Source organism: Paenibacillus sp. W2I17 (assembly GCF_030815985.1).
In the GTDB taxonomy this organism is placed as follows: Bacteria; Bacillota; Bacilli; order Paenibacillales; family Paenibacillaceae; genus Paenibacillus.
Genome location: NZ_JAUSXM010000001.1, coordinates 2,571,443 through 2,585,865, shown reverse-complemented (window position 1 = coordinate 2,585,865; position 14,423 = coordinate 2,571,443). Strand labels below are relative to the sequence as shown.

The 14,423-nt window shown below is 44.2% G+C and carries 15 protein-coding genes; 11 read left to right on the top strand and 4 right to left on the bottom strand.

Features of this window, described 5'->3' with window-relative positions; all coding sequences use genetic code 11:
- The first annotated feature begins 4 nt into the window (after positions 1–4).
- From QF041_RS11295 to QF041_RS11270, 6 genes are all read left to right on the top strand, one after another.
- Positions 5–142 (top strand): paeninodin family lasso peptide, encoded by a 138-nt coding sequence (locus QF041_RS11295; RefSeq protein WP_174806426.1) that lies wholly within the window; start codon positions 5–7, stop codon positions 140–142.
- A 138-nt stretch (positions 143–280) separates the two neighbouring features.
- Positions 281–1,228 carry a phosphoenolpyruvate carboxykinase (ATP) gene (locus QF041_RS11290; RefSeq protein ID WP_307414129.1) on the top strand — a complete coding sequence of 316 codons (948 nt, stop codon included), beginning with the start codon at positions 281–283 and terminating at the stop codon, positions 1,226–1,228.
- Entirely contained in the window at positions 1,225–1,524 is a 300-nt protein-coding gene (locus QF041_RS11285; protein ID WP_017689560.1) for a lasso peptide biosynthesis PqqD family chaperone, read from the top strand. Before QF041_RS11290 ends, QF041_RS11285 begins: the two co-directional genes overlap by 4 nt.
- A gap of 4 nt (positions 1,525–1,528) precedes the next feature.
- A complete protein-coding gene (locus QF041_RS11280) occupies positions 1,529–2,011 on the top strand; it encodes a lasso peptide biosynthesis B2 protein (RefSeq protein ID WP_237176183.1) in 483 nt (160 codons plus the stop codon).
- A 52-nt stretch (positions 2,012–2,063) separates the two neighbouring features.
- The gene (locus QF041_RS11275; protein WP_307416951.1) at positions 2,064–3,197 is read left to right on the top strand and encodes a nucleotidyltransferase domain-containing protein; all 1,134 of its coding nucleotides are present in this window, start codon (positions 2,064–2,066) and stop codon (positions 3,195–3,197) included.
- Positions 3,197–5,014 (top strand): ABC transporter ATP-binding protein, encoded by a 1,818-nt coding sequence (locus QF041_RS11270; protein ID WP_307416949.1) that lies wholly within the window; start codon positions 3,197–3,199, stop codon positions 5,012–5,014. The genes QF041_RS11275 and QF041_RS11270 overlap by 1 nt, the downstream gene beginning before the upstream one ends.
- A gap of 158 nt (positions 5,015–5,172) precedes the next feature.
- On the opposite strand, the gene cysC is transcribed toward QF041_RS11270, so the two are convergent.
- Positions 5,173–5,811 carry an adenylyl-sulfate kinase gene (gene cysC / locus QF041_RS11265; protein WP_307414125.1) on the bottom strand — a complete coding sequence of 213 codons (639 nt, stop codon included), beginning with the start codon at positions 5,809–5,811 and terminating at the stop codon, positions 5,173–5,175.
- A 206-nt stretch (positions 5,812–6,017) separates the two neighbouring features.
- Between cysC and QF041_RS11260 the strand changes: the two genes are divergently transcribed.
- Both QF041_RS11260 and pdaA read left to right on the top strand, forming a co-directional pair.
- Positions 6,018–6,428 carry a hypothetical protein gene (locus QF041_RS11260; protein WP_221823056.1) on the top strand — a complete coding sequence of 137 codons (411 nt, stop codon included), beginning with the start codon at positions 6,018–6,020 and terminating at the stop codon, positions 6,426–6,428.
- 97 nt (positions 6,429–6,525) lie between these two features.
- Entirely contained in the window at positions 6,526–7,305 is a 780-nt protein-coding gene (gene pdaA, locus QF041_RS11255) for a delta-lactam-biosynthetic de-N-acetylase (protein WP_307414123.1), read from the top strand.
- A gap of 199 nt (positions 7,306–7,504) precedes the next feature.
- On the opposite strand, the gene QF041_RS11250 is transcribed toward pdaA, so the two are convergent.
- Both QF041_RS11250 and QF041_RS11245 read right to left on the bottom strand, forming a co-directional pair.
- Positions 7,505–8,353 carry a DegV family protein gene (locus QF041_RS11250; protein ID WP_307414121.1) on the bottom strand — a complete coding sequence of 283 codons (849 nt, stop codon included), beginning with the start codon at positions 8,351–8,353 and terminating at the stop codon, positions 7,505–7,507.
- Between the two features lie 105 nt (positions 8,354–8,458).
- The gene (locus tag QF041_RS11245) at positions 8,459–8,929 is read right to left on the bottom strand and encodes a hypothetical protein (protein ID WP_307414119.1); all 471 of its coding nucleotides are present in this window, start codon (positions 8,927–8,929) and stop codon (positions 8,459–8,461) included.
- A 468-nt stretch (positions 8,930–9,397) separates the two neighbouring features.
- Here QF041_RS11245 and QF041_RS11240 point away from each other — a divergent pair, with 468 nt between their 5' ends.
- Complete coding sequence (locus tag QF041_RS11240; protein WP_017689551.1) at positions 9,398–9,784, top strand: DUF423 domain-containing protein; 387 nt, start codon at positions 9,398–9,400, stop codon at positions 9,782–9,784.
- A 123-nt stretch (positions 9,785–9,907) separates the two neighbouring features.
- On the opposite strand, the gene QF041_RS11235 is transcribed toward QF041_RS11240, so the two are convergent.
- On the bottom strand, positions 9,908–10,480 hold the full coding sequence (locus tag QF041_RS11235) for a hypothetical protein (protein ID WP_307414116.1): 573 nt from the start codon (positions 10,478–10,480) through the stop codon (positions 9,908–9,910).
- Positions 10,481–10,749: 269 nt separating this feature from the next.
- Between QF041_RS11235 and QF041_RS11230 the strand changes: the two genes are divergently transcribed.
- Together QF041_RS11230 and QF041_RS11225 are read left to right on the top strand one after the other, a co-directional pair.
- Positions 10,750–13,485: a hypothetical protein gene (locus tag QF041_RS11230; protein ID WP_307414114.1), complete on the top strand. Its 2,736-nt coding sequence runs from the start codon at positions 10,750–10,752 to the stop codon at positions 13,483–13,485.
- Entirely contained in the window at positions 13,466–14,236 is a 771-nt protein-coding gene (locus tag QF041_RS11225) for a hypothetical protein (RefSeq protein ID WP_307414112.1), read from the top strand. The genes QF041_RS11230 and QF041_RS11225 overlap by 20 nt, the downstream gene beginning before the upstream one ends.
- Positions 14,237–14,423 lie beyond the last annotated feature (187 nt).

Below are 14,423 nucleotides of genomic sequence, written 5' to 3'. Positions count from 1 at the left end.
TACGATGCAAATGGAAAAAAAGGAATGGCAAGCACCAGCTCTTGAAGTGTTGGAAGTCAATCAAACGATGGCCGGTACTGGCTACAGACAAATTGACTGGATCACGGTTCACGATGCCGATCTGTACGATCCAACTTCCTAAGTTGTTTAGTTCCAAAACGTGTCATCATACTTAAAGGGCGGAAATGCAACAAATCCAGCTTTTCGCCTCCGCCCTTATATTGAGCAACATGAATATAAGGGCTTTTTTTACATTTAATTACGAAGGAGGCGTCGTTCATTGTTGCTTGTGCATTATGTAGCGTATGGTCTGCGCTGGTCGAGCCAAATTCGAATGCCTGAACTTCAGATTGCACCCAAGAATGCGGAGACGGATTATGATGTAGTGGATGTACACATCGAGTCTGCAGATCTGACCCCATTGTGGGAGGATTGGGATGTAGGCAACGACAACTTTGTGGCACGAGAGGGCAGTCTTTTTTTCAAAATCGAAGATACAGGTCTGTTTCTAATGGAACAAGGAAAGCGCATTGTTGTATCCCCCATACCGGGTGCAGATGAGAAAAAGGTCAGATTATTCATCCTGGGCACATGTATGGCGGTCATTATGATGCAGCGTGGTATTCTTCCATTGCATGGCAGTGCAGTGGTTATTGATGGCTGGGCTTACGCATTTGTCGGACATTCGGGAGCAGGCAAATCGACACTGTCGGCCGCACTGGCATCACGCGGATATCCGCTTCTCACCGATGATGTTGTTGCACTGACCTGGGATGCCGGAGGAAGAGCTATCGTATCACCTGGTTACCCGCAACAGAAGTTATGGCAGCCCAGTCTGGATGGCTTCGGAATGAAGGAACAGGATTATGCAACGGTTCACGCGGAGATTACCAAGTATGCGATACCTGTTCAGCACTATTTTCATGAGATGGCTGTGCCACTAGGTGGAATATTCGAACTTGCTCCACAACCGGAGGAAAAACATACATCTGTTCAACTGATTGAAGTGACGGGGCTAGAACGACTGCATCTGTTATGCTCGCATACGTTCCGTGGTGGACTCGTTGCAAGACAGGGGCTGGCACAGTGGTTGTTCGAGACGGCTTCAAGACTTTCAGCAAGTGTGGAGATTGGCAGATTGGTCAGAACGGGTGCTGAGTTTACAGCATTTGAGATGGTGGATCGGATCACAGATCATATACGTAAAGGAGTGCATTCAGGACAATGACAGCGACTACGCCGATGAATGTGGAAGACCGGGTAACCCGGAAAGAAGGCAATCTGGTCAGTGATATGGGCAGTGAGAAAGTTATGATGAGCATTAGCTCTGGAAAATACTACAATCTGGGGAGTACCGGTGGACGAATCTGGGACCTGATCGCAGAAGAACGCACGCTGGGTGAAGTTGTTGAGGTACTTGCTGCGGAGTATGAAATTGAGCCAGATGTATGTCGTGAGCAGGTGGTGCAATTCCTTGAACATCTGTCCCGTGAAGGTTTAATCGACGTTACTCGCGGAGTGTAGAACCATGTTGCGAAAAATAAAGGTTTATCTCTCGCTCCCGCGGTCGATGCGTCGACTGGTATGGGAGGCCTATATCCTCCTTGGCTGGGCACGCATACAGAAGGCTATGCCATTTGCCAAAATCGCGCCAGGGTTGGGTACACCTATGGTTGAAACACCGATGACAGGACTTGATCGCAGCGAGGTCATCACTATACGGAATATTTCCAAAGCGATATCGCTCGCCAGCAAATATACGTTATGGGAAAGCCGCTGCCTTGTAATGGCGATTGCCGGGATGAAGATGCTTGAGCGACGCAAGATAGAGAGTACGTTATACATGGGGACAGCACGGAATAAGCAAGGACATATGATGGCTCATGCCTGGCTGCGAAGTGGTAAATTGATCGTGACCGGAGCTGATACTATGGACCAATATACGGTTGTCGGTGTGTTTGGCAAACGGTGTCCGGAGAAGGGATCTGGGGAGATTGTCTATGATACATGAAAGTGAACTCTATTCATCAGGGTTTCCGAAGGAGCTTAAGCTGATTTTGAGCATGATTAGAGGTGATCTGACGGCTCTATCCCCTGAAGAACTCAAGGCGGGTTTGCAAGGAACCGATTGGCAGCTCTTTCTGCGGCTTGTCTATCATCACCGCTTATACTCTGTCCTTTATTTGAAAATGAAAGAATTGAACTCTGCAATCATTCCTGCAGATGTTATGGAGAGTCTGAGACAACAATATACGGTCAATACGTTCCGCATGTTACATCTGACAGCTGAGATGGAGCAAGTGTGCGGAGCTTTTCGTGAACGCGGCATCCGCAATATTACACTAAAGGGACCAGCGCTCGCCCATGATCTCTATGGCGATGTATCCATGCGAACCTCCAAAGACTTGGATATCCTGATTCCGTTTGATGATGTGGAGGCGGCTGAAGGCATTCTGGCTACCCTCGGATACGTATCCAAGGAAGCGGAGCGGGCACCTACGGTGCGCAGCTGGAAATGGCGGGAACATCATATCTGTTACACACATCCGGTCAAAATGACTCAAGTGGAGATCCATTGGCGTCTGAATCCGGATTCGGGCAGAGAAACCGATTTTGAATTGCTGTGGAAACGAAGCCGGTTCAGTTCATACACACAGACACCTGTCCGTATGCTTGAACAAGAAGATCTATGGGCCTATCTCGTAACCCATGGTGCAAGACACGGCTGGTTCAGACTGCGCTGGTTACTGGATATCGACCAGATGATCCGCAGCATGCCACTCGATGTGAAGAAAGTAGAGAGACGTCTGAAAGCGGAGGGACGTTTATCGATCGGTTCACAGGCTCTTCACTTAGCCTCAGATCTGCTGAATACGCCGCTTGATGTAGAGTACAGGTCCTTGATGTCCTTAAGTGACCGTACAGGCAAGCGATTAGCCAACGAAGGCGCAAAGTTCATGAACGACATGCTGGAAAGTCCGGCTGATATGAAGTCTTATCAATCGTATTTGTTTAAACTTCGAAGTACCAAACAGAAATGGTTTTTCTTTATTGAACGTTTATATCCAAGTACATGGGATGTGGATCAACTGCCACTTCCGCGTTCTTTGTTTTTTCTGTACTTTCCGTTACGTCCGTTTCTCTGGTTCTGGCGGCGAATTAAAAGGTATACGGTGACGGAAAGGGGTAAAGTATGATCTCGGAATTAAGGTATTTCATGCGAAAGTTGCATCATGTCACGGGGCCCATTTTATATTGGAATCTGCTTGGGATGATCTGTATCAGTCTCATGGAAGGGATCGGTATCTACATGCTTGTTCCGATGCTGAGTCTGATTGGCATATTTGAGATGGGCTTCACAGGCTTAAACATTCCCTGGATTGGCGAAGTGTTGAATCGTTTTTCTGAAAATAGCCAATTGTTACTCGTATTGTTCACCTTTGTGTTGATTGTCTCTGGACAGGCCTGGATGCAGCGTCTCCAGACGATCCGTAATACGCGAATCCAGCAGCAATTTGTACGAACGCTGCGCATGGAAACCTATGGTGCCATCATTAAGGCGCAGTGGTCATTTTTTCTCCAAAAACGAAAATCCGATTTTAACCATATATTAACGACTGAACTTGCACGTGTGAGCCAGGGAACGAGCATTATGCTGCAAATGGCAGCCTCTCTGATCTTTACGGGTATTCAGATCGGTCTTGCTTTCTGGTTGTCCGCCAAGTTGACGGCACTTGTGCTGGTCTGTGGATTGTTATTATTTTTTGTCTTGAGAAAATTCGTCAAGCGGGCCAAGCAGATCGGAGACCAGACCTCTGAATTTTCCCAAAGTTATTATAACGGCATTACCGAGCATTTTAACGGCATTAAGGATATTAAAAGCAACATGCTTGAGCGCTCACACATGAACTGGTTTGAGCGCATGTGCAGACAGATAGAACGCAATGTCATTCAATTTAGCCAATTGAACAGTGGGACACAGCTTATTCACCGGATGTCCGCGGCAATCATTATTGCGGCATTTATCTATCTTTCTCTCCGTGTAATGACGGTGCCTCCAGCAAGTCTGCTGCTCATCATCCTTATATTTTCCCGCTTATGGCCAAGGTTTACGGCAATTCAGTCCAATCTGGAGTACATCAGCTCCATGCTGCCGGCGTTTCGGGTAGTTAGAGAACTGCAAGCGCAGACGGCGAAGAGTCGTGAGATTAGTGCAGAAATTGCTTCAGCAGGCGACGTTGGAACTGATGGGATTCAACCTATGGAACTGAAGGAATCTATCACCTGTGAGGATGTCTGCTATCGCTATGAGGGAAGTGATGCTTACTCATTGAGAAATGTGCAAGCTTCGATTCCAGCAAGGGGCATGACCGCAATTGTAGGTAAATCCGGAGCAGGCAAAAGCACGCTGATAGATCTGATTATGGGCCTCGTAAGGCCTGAAACTGGTCGTATTCTGATTGACGGTGTGCCTCTGTCAGAAGAACGATTATTGAGCTGGCGAAGTTCCATCGGATATGTCTCCCAGGACCCATTCCTGTTTCATACGAGTATTCGTGAGAATCTGCGTCTGGTTGATCCAAATGCAAGTGAAGAACAGATGTGGCAGGCTTTGCAGTTTTCCTCCTCTGCGGCTTTTGTGCGGAAGCTGCCTCAGAGTCTGGATACGATTATCGGTGATCGGGGTATTCGGCTATCGGGGGGCGAACGTCAGCGATTGGTGCTCGCCCGGGCCATGCTGCGGAATCCTTCTGTATTGGTACTGGATGAAGCAACGAGTGCGCTGGACAGCGAGAATGAACAGTACATTCATGAGGCGTTAGAACGGCTAAAAGGACATGTGACCATTATCGTGATTGCACACCGATTGTCCACGATTCGGACGGCAGATCGTGTAATTGTGCTTGATGAAGGTCGGGTGATTCAAGAGGGCGGGTACCAGCAGTTATCTACTGATCCGGTAGGGACTTTCAGCAAACTTTTGAACATGCAAGCGGGTGTTGTGGGGCAGTAAGTGAGTGGACATCAGAAGACGTTCAAACGTGATGATAGAGTATGTATCTTTTTCTCTTTATTCATTTATCTATGGTATAAACAGCAATGGTATCACGTAAAGAGGCGCGCCACGATTGGTGCGCCTTTCATGTAAGTAGTTAGTATAATGAGCAAGAATTAATGAACGAGGGCTGTTTTCGTAGGAAGCGGCAGTTGAAGAGCACCAATCTGCTCCAAATGCTGTACGATCTCTTGCACGGCTTCCTCAATGGACCATTGCTCTGTATCGATGATAAATGAAGGAGATTTGGGTACATCATAGGGGGCGGAAATGCCTGTGAAATGCGGGATGTCACCATTGCGGGCTTTTTTGTATAGACCCTTGGGATCACGACGCTCACATTCTTGGATTGAACAGCGCACATAGATTTCAATGAAATCATCTGGTTCAAATAACTGTCTAACCATCTCCCGATCCTGTTCATGAGGAGAGATAAAAGCCGAAAGTACAAACAACCCGGCATCTACCATTAACTTCGATACTTCACCAATTCGCCGCAGATTTTCTTGACGATCCCCTGCTGTAAAACCGATATCACGGTTCAGTCCATGACGTACATTATCCCCGTCCAGAACATAACAGCGTACGCCTTGATCGTAGAGATACTGCTCCAGGGCAAATGCAAGGGATGACTTTCCTGCACCTGATAACCCGGTAAACCATATGGCACGACTAGGGTGCCCATTATGCTTCTCCCGGTCTTGTCTGTTGATGCTGGATGATTGCCAGGTTATATTGCGTTCTTCCTTCGACATGAGTATCCCGCCTTTTCCCTACCATGATATGTATAATATTTTAACATATTTACAAGATTATAGCACCTTACAGATTTCTTCAAAATAAGCGTGAATCGACAAAATATCGGGTATAGATGTATTACATACATAAGCATTATGCATATATCCAAGGAGTTTTTGCATCGAATGATGCAAAATGCTCATATCGCAGGAGGAACAATGTCATGAACGAAAACATACAAAACATACAAGTTGGGTTCAAATGCCCGGATTGCCAGCAGGATATCCGAGCGGAATTTATAGATGAACAGGTCAGCACGGTTCGTTGTAAAGGTTGTGACAGAGCGTATACACTTTTGAAGCCAACCATCGGTGATGAGATTCTACTGGATTGGGAGCAGGAGGCTTTGTATCACAAGCTGAGGGCAGAGCGGTCTGAACTGGATAATCACAATATGTCGGCCTTGATTATCAAAGTTATCGAGCTGCTTACATGGCGTGATCGGGGAGATGGACAGACCCGTGCCATACAGACCGTGAGGGAATGGCTTGCTTCCAGTGGCAAACCTCAGACCTTACTTGAATTGTTCCATCAATCTCCGCCACAAGCTGAAAATAAACGTTTCGATCGTTGATGATTTACATACATTAGCCGTTCCTGTGGCATATTACCTGAAGGTATTCGTGTGTGCAAACGACTAACCGAATTTTTCAGGAACAGGAGCGGATAGAATGAAGCGAATGGTTCTATATATACTGTTGGGACTGTTGTCCATCAGTATGGTACCGGCACAGACTGAAGCCTCACCGGTTACCGGAGCGTATCACTTTGGCTTCAAAAAAAGTCAAAACGGTCAACTGCCCTCCATTGATCAGGAAGGCTTTAAATCGATCTTACAACATAACGATGCCATTTTCCTGGGGGATACAAAACAGAAGGAATTGTATCTCACGTTTGATAACGGGTATGAGAATGGATTTACACCTGCCATACTGGATGTTTTGCGTACCAAGAAGGTACCAGCTGCTTTCTTTGTGACAGGTCATTATCTGAAAGATCAGCCTGAGTTGGTCAAACGTATGGCGGCTGAAGGTCATATTGTCGGTAATCATTCATGGAGTCATCCGGATATGACCCGCATCTCCAATGAAAAGCTTAGAGAGGAACTCGAGAAGGTCAAGTCGGAGGTCAATCGGCTGACGGGTCAACAAGCGACCTTTTTACGGCCACCGCGCGGGATTTTTAACAATCGTACGCTTGCAGAGAGTCATGCCCAAGGGTACGTGAACGTGTTCTGGTCTGTTGCTTATAAAGATTGGGATACCAATGTGCAGCGTGGTACACAATATGCTCATCAACAGGTGTTGAAACAACTCCATCCGGGCGCTGTCATTTTGCTTCATTCGGTATCCAAAGATAACACGGAAGCTCTGGGTTCCATCATTGATGAGGCTCGCAAGCAAGGATACGCATTCAAAAGTCTGGATGATCTGCGGACCAAAAGTTATTGATCCATTATCATAATGAGCAATGGACCAAGTGTAGGTCATTCAAAAGTTTAGCAAAAATATTAAAGGGCATCCTGAGCGATTAAGCTCGGAATGCCCTTTTTAGTTATAACGGTATGCCAGTCCAAGTATTGGATGTACCACATACAGATCTAGAAGAAAGGATTGGATTGGGTAATACGATACGATGTAGCGTGTAATACTATAAAACAGTACTATAGATGATTCCAATCGTTTTCGGGCCGCAGTGACTGCATACTACACAACCAGCAGTGGTTAGTTCCACACGGGCACCCGTTTGTTCCTGCAAAGACTTCTGCAAATCAAGCGCATCTTCTTCAGCCATGGTGTGCACAACAATCAGCAGGTCTGGATCGATCTGATCCTTATGGCTGAGCGTATTATTCAGCATTTGTTCCAGAGCTTTCTCCCGTTTGCCGCGCACTTTATAGGCAGGTGCCATCTTGCCATCTGTTACCCGGATGACAGGACGAATCTTCAACAGGCTTCCAATCAGGTTCTGCATGCCCGAACAGCGTCCGCCTTTATGCAGATACTCCAGTGTATCGATGACAAACTCCGTGCGTACATTTGATTTCATCGCCTCAATCAGGTGTGTAATCTGAGTCAGGTTTTGCCCTTTATCAGCAGCATGTACAGCTTTCATCACCATCAGCGCAATTCCTGATGAGAGATTCTGTGAGTCAATGACCGAAATTCGCCCTTCCGGGAACTCGGAACTCGCTAGTCGTGCATTTTGATAGGTAGAGGAAAGTTCAGAAGATAAGCTGATATATAAAATCTCATCCCCTTGATCTATGTAAGGTTGAAATGCCGTTATGAAATCAGCGGGGGAAGGTGCAGCTGTTTTGGGAAGACGCCCATCTTGGCTGACACGTTCATATAGCTGTTCAGGCTTAATCTCAGCACCGTCTTTCAGTGATTCTTCACCGAACACGACATATAAGGGGATGATACCGATATCGTGCTGCTGGATCCATTCTGGAGCCAGATCACTTGTGCTGTCGGCAAAAATTTTGATTCGTGACATGTCAATCTCCTTTGAAAACAATGATTTTGGCAAAAAATATAGATTATACTTATGTGTAAACCCATTCATTTTAATTATAAGGAAACATGACGCTGATGCAAAGCGTTACATCAGCGTCATGCCTACCAAGATAAGTCCAACGAATAACAGAATCATGATCCCATTTAATATGGTTCCGATAATGGCAAAAACTTTCTTTCGATTCTTGAGGACAAGACCAATAATTCCGACGATGCCTCCGGCCAGATTGAGAATCAGGCAGACCAGAATGGCTAATGAAGCCAGAACCACTGCTGGATGCAAGGCTATCTCTTCTGTCTGCAACGGGCTTAGAACTCCGATGGACTCGTTTACAGCCATGGTGGCAATAAAGAATATCAGAATATAACCCAAGATTGCAACCAATCCAATGACAAAGCTGGCGATCCCAGGTCCGGAATGTTTCAGTGGTGCCATTGGTTGCCTCTCATGATCTGGCGGGTATGCTTCATACCCATTGTTATTGTATGGATCTGCATGGCCAGGATTCTGATCCGTGTTGTTATAACCTGAATTATAGGAATCGCGATTATCCATAATGTTGACTTGCCTCCCTTAATCATCGTACTGAGTGTTATTAACCTAATCGATGAGTAATGATTCTTCTTATAAAGGTTGTTCAAAAAGTCCGCTTTTGATTACGAAAGATGCCTAACGGCATCATCATCATCGAATATGGGATTCACCCGAAATGTCCGTTGCTCACGTAGTTTCCCTACGCTCCGCTACTCCATTTCTAGCTTCATCCCATCTTCTTGGTACTGAAAACCAATCTTTTTGAACTTGCACTTAAAATACAACGATTACATACCTGTTTACTTTTCCATAATTATCGATAAAAATCAAGGATTTACGCTGGTTTCCTACAATTTATAGGGCAGGGATAGGATTGTTAAGTATAAACAGACATATGATCTTTGAAGCTCCGTCCCGACTGGTAAAGGAGGAGTGGATTCGCTACAATAATAGGAGTGAATTGTAGTTAAATTAAGGGAGAGAACTTATATGCAACGAAGATGGATGATGCTTGGAGCTGTAATGACCATGCTATCGGTGGCGATTGGTGCGTTTGGTGCTCACATGCTCAAGGATACAATTGGGCCCGCGGCCATAGCTACATATGAGACAGGTGTACAATATCACATGATTCATGCATTGGCCTTGCTCATTATTGGCTTGACGGCTGGTCAACTTGGAGCATCGACAAAACTGAAGTGGGCAGCGCGTCTGTTGTTTATCGGAATTATTGTGTTCTCGGGCAGCTTGTATGTGCTTAGTATTTCTGGCATCAAGATTCTGGGTGCCATCACACCGATTGGTGGGGTAGCCTTCATTGCCGGATGGTTGTTATTGGCATTAGATGTGTGGCAGCGAGGTAAGGATCGTTCCTGATGGGTCCAAACAAATCTCGGAGGGTTCAACCTACATGAACCATAGAACTAAAAAAGCAACTTGCGTTAGAATGTCCCGTCATTCTAACGCAAGTTGCTTTTTGTTTTAATCCGATGAAGTTAGTTACAGAAACTCATCGATTTCATTGGTTCGGAACGTATACACCTGTTTTTCATCGACATGGTAGATGCTCACAATACTGGTATCTCGATCAAAATTCAGAATACGGCAAGGAATGCTCTGATGTTTACCGTTCTTGTTATTGACAACAATACGGGTGAGTTTATTCTCTTTAATGAGCGTGTCAATCCACGCGTCAAACGAGTTTCCATCGGATACATTGGATGTTTGGGTGGCAGGCTTTTTCTCGCTAACCGGTTTTTCTTGTTGATTCTGTATTTTGACTGGAGCAGGTGAGGCAGGTGTCTGAGCTGCAGTGGACGCCTTCTGTGCTGCGTTGGCTTTTTTGCGTTCGTTGTGAAGTGTGACGAAAGAGTCCTTCTTGGACTGGAGTGTCGCTTCAATAATTTTGCCTAGCTCTATGCCGGATTGAATCCGAAAGTCCGCAATTTGTTCTTCATTGTTTATGAACTCCAACAGGGACTGCAGTGCCAATGCATTTGAGCGGCTCTTAATAAGTATATCGACATTAAATAAAAAGCCGATGTCCTCTTGATTGGATAAGGTTTCTTTCATTCATCCCAGCCCCGTTAAAAAGTATGTCAGCTCAAAAAAACGCTTCAATTCACTATATCATTAAAAAGGAAATTATCATAGTGCTAGAGACGCAGAAATATGCCGAAACGAAATGAATCTAGCCCCGGAGTGACCCTTAAATTCTCCCCAGAATAGAACAAATATTCTTCTTTTTTCATCCCCTGATCGTCCTGTTTGCCTGCGCCAATCGTGCGGGTCTACTCTATAATTTATTTAATCAGGACAGGAAGCAACAGGGGGAATCGGGAATGGGCAATGCATATCAGGATCGATTGAGATACGTTTATAAAATTACATCTTCCAGAATTAGAAAAGCGGATTATGATCTGCATCTTACTTATCAAGAAGCGACAGTAAATGGAGAAGTGGCATCTATTGGAAACCATCAGGTGTTTCGTTTTATAGATCGTATTCGAGGCTACAAGGAGAGGGAACAAGATCTGGCTAGAATCAAGCTGGAAATCCAACGATTAAAAGCCTTGAAAACCAATGCTGAACATAAAAGAGCAATGAAGAAATTGCATGAAGAACTGAAAAATCTGAAGTTTTCCGATGATTACTTGCTGGTGGTCATTGAAAATAATAAAGACTATGATCGGCTGAATTCATCGAAAGCTTTCTCCATCAACGGCAAGAAATATAAGCGGTTACTGGCTACGACAGGTGGAGCCAAAAGTTCGACGGTCATCTATGTGAGTGAGGATATTCATCCGCTGTTGGAGAAAAGATTGAATAACGGCAGAGATCCCAATAAAGAGCTGGTTCCTGCCAAACTGGAGGCATATAAGGCCTTGGCTTGCAGTACAAGCACGCCTGTATCACATCCCGAGCGGGTATTGGTTGTTCATGATTGTATAACCGAATTTGGCGCAGATATTATTCAGATTGATGATACCGAGACAGAATACCCTCGCATTGAGAGTAGGAAAAATGAGCCTATTCAGATGAATATGAGTGACGGGTTCGGTCTTATCTCTCCTGCACTTAGTGAACTCTGGGCAACCGAGCTGGGACATGCATATATCCCGAGTGGATTTTGTATTCGTAATAGCTTCTGTAAAGGTATGGTCTTTACATTTGATTATCACGAATTTGCTAATCGAGTTGCAGGCAAGTATATGGTGGACGATGCTTGGGGTAATCCTGTGGATATTCGAGAGGTAGACCTGATCATCACAACGTCTATGCTCAAACTATGGAGTTCATACAACAGTATCGACGATTATCTGTTATGTTGCGGTTATTATGGCTACACGTTCAGCGTAACGAAGGTTACACCCGAAGAACTGGAGGATGAGCGTCATTTAAACTACCAGTTTATTCAGTCGCTCCAATTGGATGATAACGAGATTGGTGAACTTATTCGTCCCACGGTAGACTCGATTAAAGATGTACTAGGTGAAGACTATCGCAAGGCACTGTTATTTCTCAAAGGAATTCACATCCATGAGAACGATTATAGAAATAGTCCAGATGATTATATTAAAGGGCTGATGGTAGACCCGCGACTTATAGATGATCCTTTTGTGCGGGGCAAAATTCATACTTTAATACGTAAGCGAATGAATGAAGCCAAGATCGGAGTTCTGAGAGTTAAAGGCAATTTCAGCATTATATCTGGTGATCCCTATACATTGTGTCAGAGCATATTTGGCTTGTCTTTAACAGGATTGCTAAGTTCAGGTGAGTTCTACTCCAGATATTGGAATGAACGCCATGAGGACCGCGTAGCTTGCTTCAGAGCTCCGATGACTTGTCATAACAATATCAAGGTGCTTCGTTTTCAAAATACAGATGAGATGCAGCATTGGTATCGCTATATGAACACGGTCACGATCTTGAATTCATGGGATACGACGACACATTCTTTAAATGGTGCAGATATGGATAGTGATCAGGTCTTAACTACAGATAATAAAACGATTCTTGAGGCAATACAGGAGCTTGATGCGATTGTATGTGTACAGAAAACCTCAGCCCAAAAAATTCCGGATGAAAAGGATCTAATCCAGGCGAACAAAGACAGCTTTGGTGATCTGATCGGTTTTACAACGAACAAAATCACATCAATGTTCGATGTATTAGCCAATTATGATGAGCAAAGTTCAGAATATCAGGAAATGATGTACCGAATTCAATGTGGTCAGCATTATCAACAAAATGCCATTGACCAGGCCAAAGGGATTGAATGTAAAAAAATGCCGAAGCACTGGTATGATATTCGCGCTGCGGTAAAGGACGAGTCTGCCTTGAAAATGGTAGCACACAAGAAGCCTTATTTTTTCATATACAATGACCCGGAGCAGAAAAAAGAATATACAACCTATGTAGAAAAAACGAGTCAGAAGTGCTTGCAGTTATTTGGCATGACTGTTGTTGAGTTGTATTTGAAGAAGGAGTTATCTCCGGATCAGGAACAGTTCCTGGCACAGTATGAACAGAGAATGCCTGTATCCACGGCACCTTCTGTGATGAACCGGTTATGCCATCAAGTGGAAGAAGAGTTCAACAAGTTAAAGCTAAAACAGTCCGAGAGTCCATTTGATCATACGATATTGATGAGTACCAAAAAATACTCACAAGCTCGTTACAAAGAGATTCAACGTTTATATCAGATGCATAACGAAGAGCTACGTAGCTATATGACTAACTTGCGTAAGAGTAAGGTGAAAAAGGAAGAAAGATCAGCCCGATGGCAGTTGTTTGTTTCACGTTTCAAGGAGCAGGCACTGGAGATCTGCAATAACGAAGAAGATCTGTGCAATATGATTGTGGACATGTGTTATCGAAATGCGGAGAAATCAAAGCAATTTGTATGGGATGTCTCGGGGGATCAAATTATTCGCAATCTATTGCTTAGCAATGATCACATCATCCATTATCCGGTTAGAGATCCGGAGGGCGATATTGAATACACGGGAAGAACCTTTAAAATGACCCAAATGCATGTGAAGGAGCAGCGTCTTGAAAATTATTCTGAATGAACGTCATCATGCCGAGCAAGCCATTGCACATGGGAAAATGGATAAGAAGCCAACCAAAACGTTGGCATGTCTGGTCAAATATAAATTTGAACAAGGGAAGAGCGAGCATGAAGTTCATATGTTATTAGACCAATTTATGGCTCAACACTATCCAGATTATAATACTGTTCAATGGGATACGTATCTAACACGTGTCATCAGTCAGACCATGAACTGGATAAAAAAGAGAAAAGAAGATCAGAAAAGTACAATGATTGAAATTAATAAAATACCGATAACGGTTGATGAACTCCAGAAGATCAAAGCATTAAAAAGCATAAGACTAGAGAAATTAGCATTTGTAATGCTGGTATATAGCAAAATCAACAATCTTATAAACGAAAATAGTACGTATTGGGTTAATAACGATTTGAAAGAAGTATACAGTGATAGTCAAATGGCAGTTAGTAAAAAGGATCAAGGGCTGTTGGTGTATAAACTGATTCAACAGGGTTATCTCATAGGAAGCAAGCGAGTCGATTCAACAAATGTACAAGTGCAGTTTGCTTGCGAGAATGATAACATTGCTTTTTATTTGGAGCGTTTCGATGATTTTGTATTGGAGTACCTACGATGGAAAGGCGAGAATATTAAGATCTGTACCATCTGTGGAAAACGCATGTTGGCCAAGTCCAATCGAATGAAGTATTGTAAGGACTGCAAGAAAGCTGGATATCATCAAGCGGGCCGTACTTACCTTGCATTTGTCTGAATGAGCAGTTTCTGAAGCAAATCATGATCGTATTGATCATGGTTTGCTTTTTTTATTTTCTGGTCTGCGCTTCATTAGAAAATAACCTCTAAGCCAGTCACACTAAGGGTTTCCACGTTTGTTCAAGAGAGTGTTTAGTGATAGTCAAGGGAAAAGACTCCCATGAAGGGACCTTTGCTGTCTACTT